This window comes from Actinoplanes sp. DH11 (assembly GCF_020873875.1).
Lineage (GTDB): Bacteria > Actinomycetota > Actinomycetes > Mycobacteriales > Micromonosporaceae > Actinoplanes.
This window is the reverse complement of record NZ_JAHWGU010000030.1, coordinates 19,762-34,061: the sequence shown is the minus strand read 5'-3', so window position 1 is coordinate 34,061 and position 14,300 is coordinate 19,762. Positions and strand designations below refer to the sequence as shown.

Here is a 14,300-nt window from a genome sequence, read left to right as displayed (position 1 = left end):
GTGGTTGGGCATGTCCGCCGCTGCTGGCTGCGTCTTGGTGCGCGGCTACGTGAGCTTGTCGAGGGCGTCGCGTAGCGCAGACCGTGAGGTGATGCCGAGCTTGGGGAAGATGCGATACAGGTGTGCGCCGACGGTTCGTGGTGACAGGTAGAGCCGTTGCCCGATCTCCTTGTTGCTCAGGCCGGCAGCGGCGAGGTGGGCGACCTCGAGTTGCTGCGCGGTGAGGTCGATCGACTGCGAGTCGGTGCGGGTCGGACCGCCTGCGCCGGTGATCGCGATGCCGGTGGCCCGTAGTTCCTGCTCGGCCCGCCGGCTCCAGATGGTGGCGCCGAGGCGGGCGAACAGGTCGGTGGCGCGGCGTAGTTCCGGTCGGGCGGCGCCGGGCTGTTGGTGTCGTCGGTAGTGCTCGCCGAGTGCGAGCCGGATGCGGGCGTGCTCGAACGGCCAGCGTTCGACTCCGGGCAGGGCCAGCGCCTGCCGGTACAGGCCTACCGGGTCCTCTTGGCTGAGCATCGCGCGGGCGGCGTAGATGTGCAGCCGCAGCCGTGGTGTCAGGTCGGCCAGCCCCGCGGCCTCCGCGGCGGCCAGGTGGGCCCGCGCCTCGTCGATACGGTTGATCCGGGTCGCCGCTTCGATCAGGTCGAGGGTGGCCCACAGCGCGGCATGGGCGAAGCCCGGCAGATGTCCCGGGCGAACGAGGGTGGTCGCGTGCTCGTACGCCGCCTCGTAGTCACCGTCGGTCAGCGCGGCAAGGGCGAGGTTGCGGGTGGACTGGGCCAGATGAGCGCGGCTGCTGCGGGGTCCGGCCCACCGTTCGATCGTCCGGCTGTACTCGTGAACGGTCTCGACGTCCCCTCGCGCCGCGGCGAGCCAACCGAGGTGGCAGCGCAGGTCGTTGACGGCGGGTTCGAGGCCGTGGCGTACGGCCAGGTCCATACCGACGTCGGCGGCTTTCTCGCTGGCCTCCCAGTCGCCGGCAAGGAAGTGATCGTGTGCGCTCAGCAGGTGCCCGGCGACGGCGTGGGTGACGGCGCCTGTGCCGCTTTCGCGTTCGACCAGGCCGCGTAGCCAGGTACGTCGTTCGCGCAGTCCGTCGACGGCCATGGCGGCCCGGCACAGGTCGACGACCCGGCCCGGCGGGGCGTCGAGGGGAAGATCGTCGAATGCCGCCGTGAGTTGGTGTCGGAGGGTCTCGCCGCCGGCGGTGAGGCCGCCGAGCACGGCGAACGTGAGGTGCAGCTCCTCGTCGTCGCAGTGTTGCATGAGGGCGGCGCAGTGGGCCCAGCGGTCGTGGTCGGCGCTGTAGAAGGCACTCATCAGCAGGAGCTTCGTGGCCCGTGCCCGGCCCGCCGGCTCGCTGGTCTGCCGTATCGCCCGGTCGAGCAGCTGATCGGCTGCGGCGAGGTCGCCGTCGCGTCGTAACAGGACTTCGGCGCGTACCGTCAGGGCGCGAGCGGACCGGCTCGGGTCGTCGGTGTGATGGCGGGCCTCGTCGAGCAGGCGCTGCGCCAGGTCCAGTTGTCCCGAGGCGCTGGCCAGCTCGGCTCCGTCGTGGAGGCGGCGTGCGGCGTCGTCGGGTGATGGGCTCAGTGCGGCGGCCCGCTGCATCGCGGCGACGGCCAGCCCGGTGCCACCCCGGGAGCTGATCAACGCGGCACCGCGTTCGATCTCCTGGGCGATCGCCTCGTCGGGTTCGATTGTGGCGGCGGCGAGGTGCCAGACGCGCAGTTCCGGGTTGCCGCGGTATTGCTGGGCCAGGTGCAGGTGCGCGGCGCGGATCTCGTCGGGGGCGGCGGTGTTGACGATGGCGGAGCGCACAAGTGGGTGGCGGAACGTCAGCCGGGTCGGGGTCGAGTCCCGGGTGATCAGGCCGAGTCGCTCGACCGCGGCGATGTCATCGAGTGACAGCACGGAGGGGTGGGCGGCGTCGGCGGTGCGGTCGAGGGGGTCGCCGTCGAGGGCACTCACCAGCAGCGCGGTACGGGTCGGCGCCGGTAGCGTGGTCACCCGGCCGGCATAGCCCGCTTCGAGGCGGGTGCGTAGCGGCGCGGCGGCCGGGAGCATCTCCAGGCCGACGGCGGCATTCGTGCCGAAGGCGTGCGGCAGGTCGGCGAGGGCCAGCGGGTTGCCGGCGGCATCGCGCAGGATGCGTTCGCGGGCCGGTGCGGGAAGGTCCGGGTGAAGCAGGTCGAGCAGTTCCGCAGCGGCCAGCGGTTCCAGCGGCGGTATCTCGAGCATGCCGATGCCGGGGGTGACCCGTTCGCTGGCGACCAGTGGCCGGCGGGCGAAGATCGCGCGGACGTCGATGGTCGACATTCTCAGCAGTAAGAACATCATGACCTCGCGGGTCGGGACGTCTACCCAGTGGGCGTCCTCGACCGCGATGAGCACGGGACCGTCGGCGGCGATCGCGCTGAGGGCGGCAAGCGATGCCGTGCACACGGCAAGGCGGTCCGGGGGCGGGCCGTCGTCGAGTCCGAGCACGCGGCGCAGGACCGAACGGTGAAAAGGCTCCAGGCGGTCGAGGTAGCTCGGCAAGTGGCCGAACAGTTGGTACAGACCGGCGAAGGCGAGTTTGGCCTCGCTCTCGAAGCCGGTGCCGCCGATGACGCGGATGCCGCGCTCCTCGGCGTAGCGGATACCGGCCTGGAGCAGGACGGTCTTGCCGATGCCGGGGTCGCCGTGCAGGGTCAGGTTCGACGGGGTTCCCGGCCTGCGGTCGATCATCGCGTACAGAGTCGCCAGTTCACTCTCGCGTCCGACGATGTCCAACGGTTGTCCTCCCTCGCGGGTCGGTCCGGTTGCGGTGGAATGGCGTGGGTGCAGTCATTTGACCGATTGCCGGGCCGGCGGTGGGGCGCAGCATGGTCGACGATGCCGGCACCAGGGAGGAACCATGTCGCGGCTTGTCGTCGGCACGGACAACGGCGTGCCCGTGGACCTGTACTACGAGGACGTCGGCTCCGGATCTCCGGTGGTGCTCGTGCACGGCTGGCCGCTGTCGCAGCGCCTCTGGGATCAGCAGGTGCGTCCGCTCGTGGCCGCCGGGTACCGGGTCGTCTCCTATGACCGGCGTGGGTTCGGTCGCTCCTCGCACCCGTGGAACGGCTACGACGTCGAGACGTTCGCTGCGGACCTGGCGCGGGTGGTGGAGAGTCTGCAACTGCATGACGCGACGCTCGTCGGCTTCTCGTCCGGATGCGCCGATGTGCTGCGCTACGTGGAGGTGCACGGCACGACGCGTCTCAGCCGGTTGGTGCTGATCAGCCCGCCGCCGGACCCGGACCCGGCCGATGCCGTGACACTCCACAGCGGTGGCGGGTTGGTGGCCGCGTCGATGCACCATCGAGTCGCCATGCTCGACGAGGTCGTCGGCCGAATGTTCGCCGTGGACGGGCTCCCCGCGGTCGACGAACCGACACGACAGTTTCATGTGGCACTGGCTGCGGGGGCGTCGGCCAAAGCGGTCACCGACTCGATCATCGCGGCGGACACCGCGAATCTCGGACCAGCACTGGGCGCTGTCGACGTGCCGGTCTTCGCCATCGTCGGCGGCGGCGACGCGCTCACCGACCCCGCGCGAGTCACACGGTGGCTGGCCGGCAGCGCGCCGAAGATCCGCGTGACAACTGTCCCCCACGCCCCGCACGCGGTCCCGGTCACCCACGCCGAGGAATGCAACGCGGCCGTCCTGGCGTCTCTCACCAGCTGATCCACTGTCGGCCTGCGAGCCACTGCCGGACTCGGTTACCGCTTCAGCCTCACCTGACGAGCGCAGCTGCGCCGAGGCCGGTTCATGGAGCGCCACACAGGACGGGTGCGGTGCCGGACCGTCTGATCCCACGGACGAAAGCCTCAAGGCCCCGCAGCTCCCCTACCGTACAAAGATCCGGTTGAACGGATCGTCTGCCCTGAAACGATGGTCGCAGACCGAGCGGCATCTTGGCCGCCCTCGACCCACGATCGACGCTGACCGCTGCCGCGCAGCCCTCCGCGGGACCTGCGTCTGCGCACGGTAAGCCGTCACGAGCGCCGCAGCATCCGTCATACGACGGGGCTTCGCTACTGCAGTCATGCGACGGCGCTTCTAACTGGACGTGGTGACGACTCCAGGGCGTAGGTCATCAACGGATCCGAGGCCAGGTGCAGTCATCTGACAGCAGCGGCCCGACCGCCGTCTTTTCTAGGTTCATGGCACAGGTCGCGGCCACCGCGACAGGCCGACAAACCCAGGGACTGGATATGAATGACGACGCCCGCACCGGAACCGACGCGACACCCAGGACGGCTTTCCGGCACGCACGCCGCCGGCCGCAACGCTCGTTGCTGCTCGTCCTCGTGCTGGCCCTCACCGTCGCCGCCGGACTGTTCGGCGCGGCCGCCACCGCCTCGGCATCTTCCAGGGACCGGCCGAAACCGACGGTGGTGCTGGTGCACGGCGCCTTCGCCGACGCGTCCGGCTGGAACGACGTGGTCGCCCGGCTGCAGAGCGACGGCTACCCGGTGCTGGCACCGGCCAACCCGCTACGCGGCGTCGCTTCGGACTCGGCCTACCTCGCCGGCATCCTGCAGACGGTGACCGGACCCGTCGTGCTCGTCGGTCACTCCTACGGCGGGGTCCTCATCACCAACGCGGCGACCGGCAACCCCAACGTGAAAGCCCTCGTCTACATCGCCGCGTTCGCACCGGCCGAGGGCGACACCGTCGGCGGCCTGCAGGACAAGTTCACCGGCAGCAAGCTGAACTTCGAAGCGCTGGATGTCCGGCCGATCACCGACATCGACGGCAAACCCAGCTACGACGCCTACGTCAAGGCCGCCGTGTTCCGCGACATCTTCGCCGCCGACCTGCCCCGTAAGACGACCGCGGTCATGGCCGCCACACAGCGCCCGGCCGACGTACACACCCTCGGTCAGCTGTCCGGTGTACCCGCGTGGAAGACGATCCCGTCCGGCTACCTGGTAGCCAAAGCCGACAACCTGATCCCGGCCGCCGCCCAGCGATTCATGGCACAGCGTGCCGGCGCCCGCACCGTCGAGATCAACAGCTCGCACGTCGCCATGATGAGCAACCCCGGCCCCACCACCGAGCTGATCCAGCGCATGGCCAGGTCAACCCGCTGACCGACGCGGTGGCCGGCACGCGCCGGCCACCGCACCCCCGCCACACCTCTCACCACCACATCCGAAGGAGCCCAACCATGGGGTACGTGACCACCGCCGACGGCGCACAGATCTTCTACAAGGACTGGGGATCCGGCCGCCCGGTCGTGCTGAGCCACGGCTGGCCCCTCAACTCCGACAGCTGGGAAGCCCAAGCGCTGATGCTCGCCGAGCACGGTTTTCGGGTCATCGCCCACGACCGTCGCGGGCACGGCCGATCCACCCAGACCTGGCACGGCAACGACATGGACACCTACGCCGACGACCTCGCCACCCTCATCGAGCACCTCGACCTGCACGACGCCACCCTTGTCGGTTTCTCCACCGGCGGCGGGGAGGTCGCCCGCTACATCGGCCGCCACGGCACCGCCCGCGTCGCCCAGGCGGTCCTGGTTGCCGCCGTCCCGCCGCTCATGCTGCGGACGCCGGACAACCCGGGCGGCGTACCGATCGAGGTCTTCGACGGCATCCGTGCCGGATCTCTCGCCGACCGCTCGCAGCTGTACAAAGATCTGGCCGACGGGCCGTTCTTCGGCCACAACCGGCCCGGCGCGAACGTGGCGCAAGGCATCCGCGACGCGTTCTGGCTGCAGAGCATGCAGGCCGGGCACCGCAACGCCTACGAGTGCATCGCCGCGTTCTCCGCCACCGACTTCCGCGACGACCTCGCCACGTTCGACGTGCCGACGCTGGTCATCCACGGCGACGACGACCAGGTCGTGCCGTTCGAGGTGGGCGGCAACGCCTCAGCCGCCCTGATCAAAGACGCCGAGCTCATCGTCTACCCCGGCGCACCGCACGGCATCACCGACACCCACAAGACCCAGCTCGCCACCGACCTTCTCACCTTCCTCAACGCCTGACCGCGATCGCACTCCAGGAGTCGACATGAGCACCGAAACGCACGCCCCCGACACCATCGTCCTGATCCACGGCTTCTGGGTCACGCCGCGCAGCTGGGAAGGATGGAAGGCCTACTACGAGAACAAGGGCTACCGGGTACTCACCCCCGCCTACCCCGGATTCGAGGCGGAAGTGGAAGCCCTCAACGCCGACCCGGCCCCGATCCTGAACGTCACGGTCCCGAAGATCATCGGCCACCTCAAGTCGGTCATCGCCGAACTACCGGCCCCGCCGATCCTCATCGGCCACTCCGCCGGCGGCGCGTTCACCCAGATCCTGCTCGACCACGGCTACGGAGCCGTCGGTGTCGCGTTGAACTCCGCACCCACCGAAGGCGTACGGGTCGTGCCACTTTCCCAGGTCAAGTCCACCTTCCCCGTCCTCAAGAGTCCGGCCAACCGGCACAAGACGGTGCCGCTCTCGCTCGAGGAATGGACCTACGCGTTCACCAACACCTTCACCCCCGAGGAGTCCGAGGCGCTCTGGAGGCGATACGCGATCCCCGCCAATGGCGGCATCCTCTGGGGCAGCGTGCTGGCCAACTTCCAGCCCGGCCACCAGGACACCTGGGTCGACTACCGCAACAACGACCGTGCGCCTCTGCTGTTCGTCTCCGGTAGCGAAGACCACATCATGCCGCCGGCCATCCAGCGCTCCAACGCCGATCACTACAAGTCCGACACGGTGACCGAGGTCAAGGTGTACGACGGCTTTCCCCACCTGCTACCGGCCTACCAGGGCTGGCAGCGGGTAGCCGACGACGTCCTCGACTGGGCCCTGCGCCACGCGCGGACCCCTGCGCGGTAACACCCGCCCCTGGTGGTACGGCGGCGCACCCGGTTCTCACCGATGCGCCGCCGTACCGCCTCGCCTTCGATCCCGGTGGAGCCTTGCCATGACCCAGATCCGCATCACCCACGTAGGTGGACCGACCACGCTGCTTGAGATCGGCGGCTGGCGGATCCTGACCGACCCGACCTTCGACCCGCCCGGCCGGCGGTACGCCTTCGGCTGGGGCACCTCGTCACGCAAGACCACCGGGCCGGCCGTGCCGGTGTCGGACCTGCCGCCCGTCGACGCTGTACTGCTCAGCCACGACCACCACGGCGACAACCTGGACATCGCCGGCCGCACCCTGCTGCCCGGCGCCGGCACGGTGATAACCACGGTCGCCGCCGCCAGGCGCCTCGGCCACGGAGAAGGATTGCGCCCGTGGGCCACCACCGAGCTACGGGCGACCGGCCGGCCCACCGTGACGATCACCGCGACCCCCGCACGGCACGGCCCACCTCTCAGCCGGCCGATCGCCGGAACCGTCATCGGTTTCCTGCTGCAATGGCCCGGGCAGGAACGCGGCGCACTCTGGATCTCCGGCGACACCGTTCTGTTTCGCGGGGTCCGCGACGTGGCTCGCCGCTTCGACATCGGCACCGCGGTGCTGCATCTCGGCGCTGTCCGGTTTCCCATCACCGGCCCGCTGTACTACTCCATGACCGCCCGGCAAGCCATGAGGGTGTGCCGCCAGATCCGGCCGGCAACCGTCATACCCGTTCACTACGAGGGCTGGCAACACTTCTCCCAGGGGCGCGAGGCCGTGGAACGCCAATTCGCCGGTGAGCAGGACAACCTTGGTGAGCGGCTGCACTGGTTGACGCCCGGGACACCATCGGAGCTGACAGTCTGACGGCGCTGCATTCATCCAGCCTCTCGACCAGATGCATCTGGAATCGCGTCAGCCAAAGCGCACGGAGGTGCGATGGCAGAATGACCGCGTGCCTGACGCGGATCTGCCCCTGTTCGGACGGGACGCGGAACTCGCGTTGCTGGACCACCTCCTGACCGATGCGGCCGCGGGCAGCGGCGCGGCGCTGGTCATCCGAGGCGAGCCGGGCATCGGCAAGACCGCGCTCCTCGACTGCCTGGAACGATCGGCGTCGCAGCAGCGCATGCGGGTCCTCCGGTCGGTCGGGGCGGAGAGCGAGTCACAGTTGCCCTACGCCGCGATCCACCAACTCCTGCACCCCCTCTTCGACGGCATCGGCGATCTACCGCCCGTACACCGCTCCGCGCTACGGACGGCCGTCGGGCTTGAGGACGGCGAACCGGACGTGTTCGCTGTCGCCCTCGCCGTACTGGAACTGGTGACCGAGAGCGCCGTCGGCCAGCCGGTGGCGCTCATCCTCGACGATCTGCACTGGTTCGACCGCGCCAGCGGCGACGTGCTGGCATTCCTGGCACGGCGGGTGGCGACCGAACCCGTCCTGGTGGTTGGCGCGACCCGCACCGTAGCGCTGGACGATCCGCAGCGCCGGTCCGGGCTGCCCGACATCGAGCTGGGCAGACTCGCCGGCACCGATGCGGCGGCGCTGCTGGACGCGCGGGCACCACGGTTGTCGCACGCAGTGCGGCGACGGCTGCTCACCGAGGCTGCCGGTAATCCCCTCGCGCTGGTCGAGCTGCCGAAGACCGTGACAGGGCAACCGCCGGGCGACCCCGTCGGCCAGGCGTTGCCGTTGAACCGCCGGCTGGAGGCGGCCTTCGCTGCCCGCGCCGAGAGCCTCACCCCGCGCACGGCCGTCCTGCTGTTGGTGCTGGCAGCCGACACGACCTGCGATCTGCGCCGGCTGCTCGCTGCCGCGACCGACACCGCCGGCGCGCAGATCGGCCTGGACGACGCGCAGGAAGCGATCGACGCCGGTCTCCTGAAGTTCACGGGAGCATCCCTACGGTTCAAACACCCGCTCATGCGCTCGGCGGTCTACCAGCAGGCACCGGTGGCCGATCGTGTAGACGCCCACCGCGCACTTGCCGGTCAGCTCGCCGACTTCCCGGACCGCCAGCTGTGGCATCTGGCCGCCGCCACGATCGGCACCGACGAACTTCTGGCCGATCAGCTCGAACGCTACGCCGAACGTGCCCGGACCCGCGGGGCGACGATGTCGGCGGTCGCGGCCCTGCGCCGGGCCGGTGAGCTGACCGACGACTCGCACACAGCCCGATCACTACTGCTGCGAGCTGCCGAACTGGCCAGCGAGATAGGCGCCCGGCACGAGGTCGAGCAGTTGCTCGCCAGCAGCGACCTGATCGGGCTCGGACCGGTCGAGCAAGCCAGGCTCACCAACGTCATGGAAGTGGTGCGCTACCCGCAGTACCGCGACCCACTGCAGCGGGTGCGCGACCTGACCGACATCGCCGCCGCAGCGCACCAGGCCGGCCATCCCGAAGTGAGCATGCAACTGCTGTGGCGTGCCGCGTCGCGGTGCTTCTTCCAGGCAACCGGCCCGGAGACCGCCGAGGCCCGGAGGAAGGTTGCCGCACTCGTCGACGTGGCCGCACCACACCCGGACGACCCGCAGGCGCTGGCGATCCTGGCCTACACGGTCCCGGAAGAGCGCGGTCACGAAATACTGCAGCGGCTACGCCAGGCCACCGAAGCGGGGCGGGCCGGGGCAGGCCCGGACGCGATGCGCTTTCTCGGCAGCGCGGCGCTGGTCCTCGGCGACTTCGCCCGAAGCTCCGCCTCCATCGACGTCGCAGCGGCCGACGCACGCGCTCAAGGCCGACTGGGAGTACTGGCCCGGCTGCTCGGCGGCAGCAACTGGGGCCGGCTGTGGCTCGGCCAATGGGACACCGCGCATGCAGAACTGACCGAGGCCCGGACGCTCGCGCAGGAGACCGGCGAAGCCTTCTACTCCGTCGCCGCGCAGACCAGCATCGCCACCGTCACAGCGATGCGCGGCGGCCTAGTCCAGGCGACGACCCTGTTGGACGAGGTCGCCGCCAGCCCGCTCGCCGAAGGCATGCGCTACATCCAGGTCGCTCTGGCCCAGGCCCGCGGGCTGGTGCACCTGTTCCAGGGCGACGCCCACAACGCCTACACCGTTCTGGCGCAGACATTCGAACCCGCACACCCCAGCTACCACCGGTACATGCGCTGGTGGCTGGTCCCGGACCTGCTCGACGCGGCTCTCGCCGCGGGCCGCCTCAACGAGGCCCGCACCCTGATCACCGAACTGCCGGACCTGGCCGACCGGGTCGGGGCGCCGATCCTCGTCCTGGCCGCGCGATACGCGGCGGTCGTAACGTCCGACGACGCAACCCTGAACGCGGCCGAGACGCTCAGCGGGGAACTGGGTCGCTGGCCGGTATACCGGGCCCGGCTTCAGCTGCACCTCGCCCGGCAACTCCGGCGCCAGCGTCAGACACAAGACGCCCGGAACCTCCTACGGATGGCGCGCGACACATTCGACACACTCGGCGCCGAACCCTGGGCCAATATGGCCCGCGCCGAACTGCGCGCAGCCGGCGAGCAGAGCCGGCAACGAGTGTCATCGGCCCGGGAACGACTCTCGCCGCAGGAGCTGCAGATCGCCGGCCTGGCGGCGACGGGCCTGACCAACCGCGAGATCGCCGAACGCCTGTTCCTGTCCCATCGCACCGTCAGCTCACACCTGTACCGCGTCTACCCCAAACTCGGCATCACCCGCCGTACACAGCTCGCCTCGACTCTCAATCTCGGATAGCCGGCGCGAAGCCCGGGTGGCACCGTTGCCAGCAGCTTGGCACCGGAGGGCTGCTGGGTCGGAGGTGGCGCGCCATTGGCGGGGGCTCATGCCGTAGGCGGTGCGGAACGCTTTGCTGAAGTGCGCGGCGTCGGTGAAGCCCCAGCGTCGGGCGACCGCGGCCACCGGCGTGCCGGCGCGGCCGTCGTTGACAAGGTCGCGGCGGGTGCCCTCCAGGCGGTGGTGCCGCACCCACTCACCGAACCGGATGCTCTCGCGTTGCAGGATGCGGTGCAGGTACCGCACGGAGATGTGGTGGCGGGCGGCGACCGCCGCGGGTGACAACTCGGGATCGGCGAGGTGTGCCCGCATGTCGGCGAGGATCCGGGCTGCGAGGGTGCTCTCCAACGGTTCACGGCGCAGCCCGTCGTCGCCGAGTTGTACCGTCAGCGCCGCCCTGATCAGCTCGATGGTCGGGATCGCCGCGGCTGCGCCGTAGCCGCCGCTGAGGATGACCGGGTCGTCGGCGAGCCGAGCCAGATACTGCGAGGTCAGGCCGGCGAGCGGATTGGCACTGCTGATGCGGACTGCCGCAGTATCGCGGATGGCGGCGTCCGGCAGGGCGAGCACGGCCCGGGGGATGCGGAAGAAGGTGGCGTCGATGCCGCCGTCGAAGAGCAGGCTGTACGGCGACGACGTGTCGTAGACGGCGAAGTCGCCCGGCGTCAGGACCGCTTCCCGGCCGTGCTGCACGACGATGCTCGAACCGGAGCGCTGCAGGCTGAGGAAGATCATCGGCTCGGTGTCCGTACGCGCCAGCCGGGGCGTACGGCGCACGGTCGTCGCGGTGGCCCGGGTCGCGCAGACGCCGAGGTCACCACAGCTGCCCAGGATGAGTGAGACCGACATGTCGGCAGCCGGCACATGGTGGTCGATCTCGACCTGCACAACGCTCTGCCAGACCAGGCTGCGAATCGCGTCCGCCCGATCCGGCGGCGCCAGCCCGAGTGTGTTCAGCGTCGCCTGCACCCGTTCACGGTGGCATGCCGGGTGAGTGGCGCACAACGGCCATCCGGAACCGGTCCCGGACGGACATCAGCTGTGCGCTCACGACCAACTTCGGCCCACTGCTGGCTGCCTAATCTGTCGCCGCGTCACGGCTGAGGGCCGGACGCCATCGACAACAGGAGATTCATGATGTCCGACCCAGTGCTGGAGCCCGCCGCACAGGCGTTCGCCGACGCGACGGCTGATCCGCCGTATCTGTTCGACCTGGGGCCGGTCGATGGCCGCAAGACCGTCGACCAGGTGCAGAGTCCCGAAGTGCAGGTGCCAGGCACGACAAAGGAGTCATTCACCGAGCCGGCGCTGACGATCTTCCGCCCGGTGGGTGTGACCGGACCGCTACCGGTGATCCTCTACATCCACGGCGCCGGATGGGTGTTCGGCAACAACCACACCCACGACCGGCTCGCCCGTGAACTCGCCGCCGGCGTCGGCGCGGCCGTCGTCTTCCCCGACTACAGCCTCTCGCCCGAGGCGAAATACCCGACAGCGATCAACGAGAACTACGCGATCGCCCGCTGGGTGACCGAACACGGCGCCGGGCACGGCCTCGACCCGTCGCGGATCGCCGTCGCCGGTGACTCGGTCGGTGGCAACATGGCCGCCGCACTGACCCTGACGGCCCAGCAACGCGGTGACCTCGACCTGGCCGGACAGGTGCTGTTCTACCCGGTCACCGACGCGGCCTTCGACACTGGCTCGTACCGGCAGTTCGCCGAGGGCTACTTCCTGCGCCGCGACGCGATGCAGTGGTTCTGGGACCAGTACACCATCGACGAGTCGCAGCGTGCGGAGATCACCGCGTCGCCGCTGCGGGCGACGACCGCCGACCTCGCCGGCCTGCCGCCGGCCTTGATCATCACCGCTGAGGCCGACGTGCTGCGCGACGAAGGCGAGGCGTACGCGAACAAGCTGCGCGCCGCCGGCGTTGACGTCACCGCCGTGCGCTACCAGGGCGCCATCCACGACTTCGTGATGCTCAACGCCCTGCGCGGCACCCACGCCGCGCAAGCCGCCATCAGCCAAGCCATCACTTTCCTGCGCACCATCCTGAAGACGGAGAACTGACATGACCTTGCAGACCGACCTCGCCCAGGTCGAAGTCGCCAACGCCTCCGGCCTGCCGCCAGTGGTGTTCATCCACGGCCTGTGGCTGCTGCCCTCCAGCTGGCAGCGCTGGGCCGACGTGTTCACCGCGGCCGGATACGCGCCGGTCGTCGCCGGCTGGCCCGACGACCCGGAGACCGTCGAGGAAGCCAACGCCCACCCCGAGGTCTTCGCCCGCAAGAGTGTCGGCCAGGTCGCCGACCACTTCTGCGAACTGATCAGCAAACTCGACCGCAAGCCCGCCGTCGTCGGTCACTCCTTCGGCGGCCTGATCACCCAGATCACCGCCGGTCGCGGCCTGTCGACCGCCTCCGTCGCGATCGACCCGGCGCCGTTCCGCGGCGTGCTGCCTCTGCCGATCTCCGCCCTGCGGGTGGCCAGCGTGGTGCTCGGCAACCCGGCCAACTACCACCGGGCCGTCCCGCTGACCTACGACCAGTTCCGGTACGGCTTCGCCAACGCCGTCACCGAAGAAGAAGCCCGCGAACTGTACGAGACATTCGCCGTGCCCGCCTCCGGCGAACCGCTGTTCCAGGCCGCCGTGGCCAACTTCAACCCCTGGACCGAAGCCAAAGTCGACACCGGCAACCCCGACCGCGGCCCGCTACTGATCATCTCCGGCGAGAAGGACCACACCGTCCCGTGGTCCATCGCCAACGCCTCCTACAAACAGCAGAAGAACAACCCCGGCATCACCGAAATCGTCGAGATCCCCGGCCGCGGCCACTCCCTGACCATCGACAGCGGCTGGCGCGACGTCGCCGACACCACGCTGACCTTCATCAAACGTTTCCACTGAACACCACGCCCGAGCCGGGCCGCCACGGTGCCGGCTCGGGCGTACCCCCGGAAAGGCCTCCGCATGAACGAGCACACCCACCACGCCGGCACACATGCCCGTCACACAGGCTGGCACACCGCGATCAGCGCGACCCTGCACTGCCTCACCGGCTGCGCCATCGGCGAGGTCCTCGGCATGGCCATTGGCACCACCGCCGGCCTCAACGACGGCGCCACCATCGCGCTGGCGATCATCCTGGCCTTTCTCTTCGGATACGCCTTGACCGCCCGCCGCGTCGCAGGCACCGGGCTGTCCTGGCGTCAAGCGATCCGGGTCGCCTTCGTCGCCGACACGCTCTCCATCGGGGTGATGGAACTGGTCGACAACCTGGTACTTCTGGCGATCCCGGGAGCCATGGACGCCGGGCTGGCCAGTGCCACCTTCTGGTTGTCGCTGGCCTTCGCCCTCGCCGTCGCCTTCGTGGTCACCGTTCCCGTCAACCGCTGGCTCATCGCACGCGGCCGAGGGCACGCCGTCGTTCCCCACACCGGTCACTGACGCGAGGGACAGTGGTACGGATCCACGGCATGCGCCTCGTCAGCTCAGAGACGCGACGGCGCCGGTGCGGCGGCACCAAGGCCACGGCCTGCCAGCGGCGCTGGCCCGCCCCATCGGCCGCCGGGACTACCGCAGACAGCCCGGGACAACTGCAGCCAACTTCCGCGCCACCTCCATCAACCACGATCATGGAGTCACCGGCTACCGAAAGGACCGGTGAA

The 14,300-nt window shown here is 69.7% G+C and carries 11 protein-coding genes; 9 read left to right on the top strand and 2 right to left on the bottom strand.

What is annotated here, in order from left to right:
* Positions 1 to 45 precede the first annotated feature (45 nt).
* Positions 46 to 2,772, bottom strand: coding sequence for a LuxR family transcriptional regulator (locus tag LPA41_RS33030; protein ID WP_229075042.1), 2,727 nt, complete (start codon positions 2,770 to 2,772; stop codon positions 46 to 48).
* A 124-nt stretch (positions 2,773 to 2,896) separates the two neighbouring features.
* On the opposite strand from LPA41_RS33030, the gene LPA41_RS33025 reads away from it, so the two are divergent.
* The 6 genes from LPA41_RS33025 (at position 2,897) to LPA41_RS33000 (ending at position 10,589) form a co-directional block, all read left to right on the top strand.
* Positions 2,897 to 3,712, top strand: coding sequence for an alpha/beta fold hydrolase (locus LPA41_RS33025; protein WP_229075041.1), 816 nt, complete (start codon positions 2,897 to 2,899; stop codon positions 3,710 to 3,712).
* Between the two features lie 530 nt (positions 3,713 to 4,242).
* Complete coding sequence (locus tag LPA41_RS33020) at positions 4,243 to 5,124, top strand: alpha/beta fold hydrolase (RefSeq protein ID WP_229075040.1); 882 nt, start codon at positions 4,243 to 4,245, stop codon at positions 5,122 to 5,124.
* 77 nt (positions 5,125 to 5,201) lie between these two features.
* Entirely contained in the window at positions 5,202 to 6,026 is an 825-nt protein-coding gene (locus tag LPA41_RS33015; RefSeq protein ID WP_229075039.1) for an alpha/beta fold hydrolase, read from the top strand.
* A 25-nt stretch (positions 6,027 to 6,051) separates the two neighbouring features.
* Positions 6,052 to 6,873: an alpha/beta hydrolase gene (locus tag LPA41_RS33010; RefSeq protein WP_229075038.1), complete on the top strand. Its 822-nt coding sequence runs from the start codon at positions 6,052 to 6,054 to the stop codon at positions 6,871 to 6,873.
* Positions 6,874 to 6,961: 88 nt separating this feature from the next.
* Positions 6,962 to 7,750, top strand: a complete 789-nt coding sequence (locus tag LPA41_RS33005; protein ID WP_229075037.1) for an MBL fold metallo-hydrolase — start codon at positions 6,962 to 6,964, stop codon at positions 7,748 to 7,750.
* An 88-nt stretch (positions 7,751 to 7,838) separates the two neighbouring features.
* A complete protein-coding gene (locus tag LPA41_RS33000) occupies positions 7,839 to 10,589 on the top strand; it encodes an AAA family ATPase (RefSeq protein ID WP_229075036.1) in 2,751 nt (916 codons plus the stop codon).
* On the opposite strand, the gene LPA41_RS32995 is transcribed toward LPA41_RS33000, so the two are convergent.
* Complete coding sequence (locus LPA41_RS32995) at positions 10,512 to 11,597, bottom strand: helix-turn-helix domain-containing protein (protein WP_229075035.1); 1,086 nt, start codon at positions 11,595 to 11,597, stop codon at positions 10,512 to 10,514. The two genes, LPA41_RS33000 and LPA41_RS32995, sit on opposite strands and share 78 nt — an antisense overlap.
* A gap of 168 nt (positions 11,598 to 11,765) precedes the next feature.
* Here LPA41_RS32995 and LPA41_RS32990 point away from each other — a divergent pair, with 168 nt between their 5' ends.
* From LPA41_RS32990 to LPA41_RS32980, 3 genes are all read left to right on the top strand, one after another.
* Entirely contained in the window at positions 11,766 to 12,701 is a 936-nt protein-coding gene (locus tag LPA41_RS32990) for an alpha/beta hydrolase (protein ID WP_229075034.1), read from the top strand.
* A 1-nt stretch (position 12,702) separates the two neighbouring features.
* The gene (locus LPA41_RS32985) at positions 12,703 to 13,539 is read left to right on the top strand and encodes an alpha/beta hydrolase (RefSeq protein ID WP_229075033.1); all 837 of its coding nucleotides are present in this window, start codon (positions 12,703 to 12,705) and stop codon (positions 13,537 to 13,539) included.
* Between the two features lie 63 nt (positions 13,540 to 13,602).
* Positions 13,603 to 14,079 carry a DUF4396 domain-containing protein gene (locus LPA41_RS32980; RefSeq protein WP_229075032.1) on the top strand — a complete coding sequence of 159 codons (477 nt, stop codon included), beginning with the start codon at positions 13,603 to 13,605 and terminating at the stop codon, positions 14,077 to 14,079.
* Positions 14,080 to 14,300 lie beyond the last annotated feature (221 nt).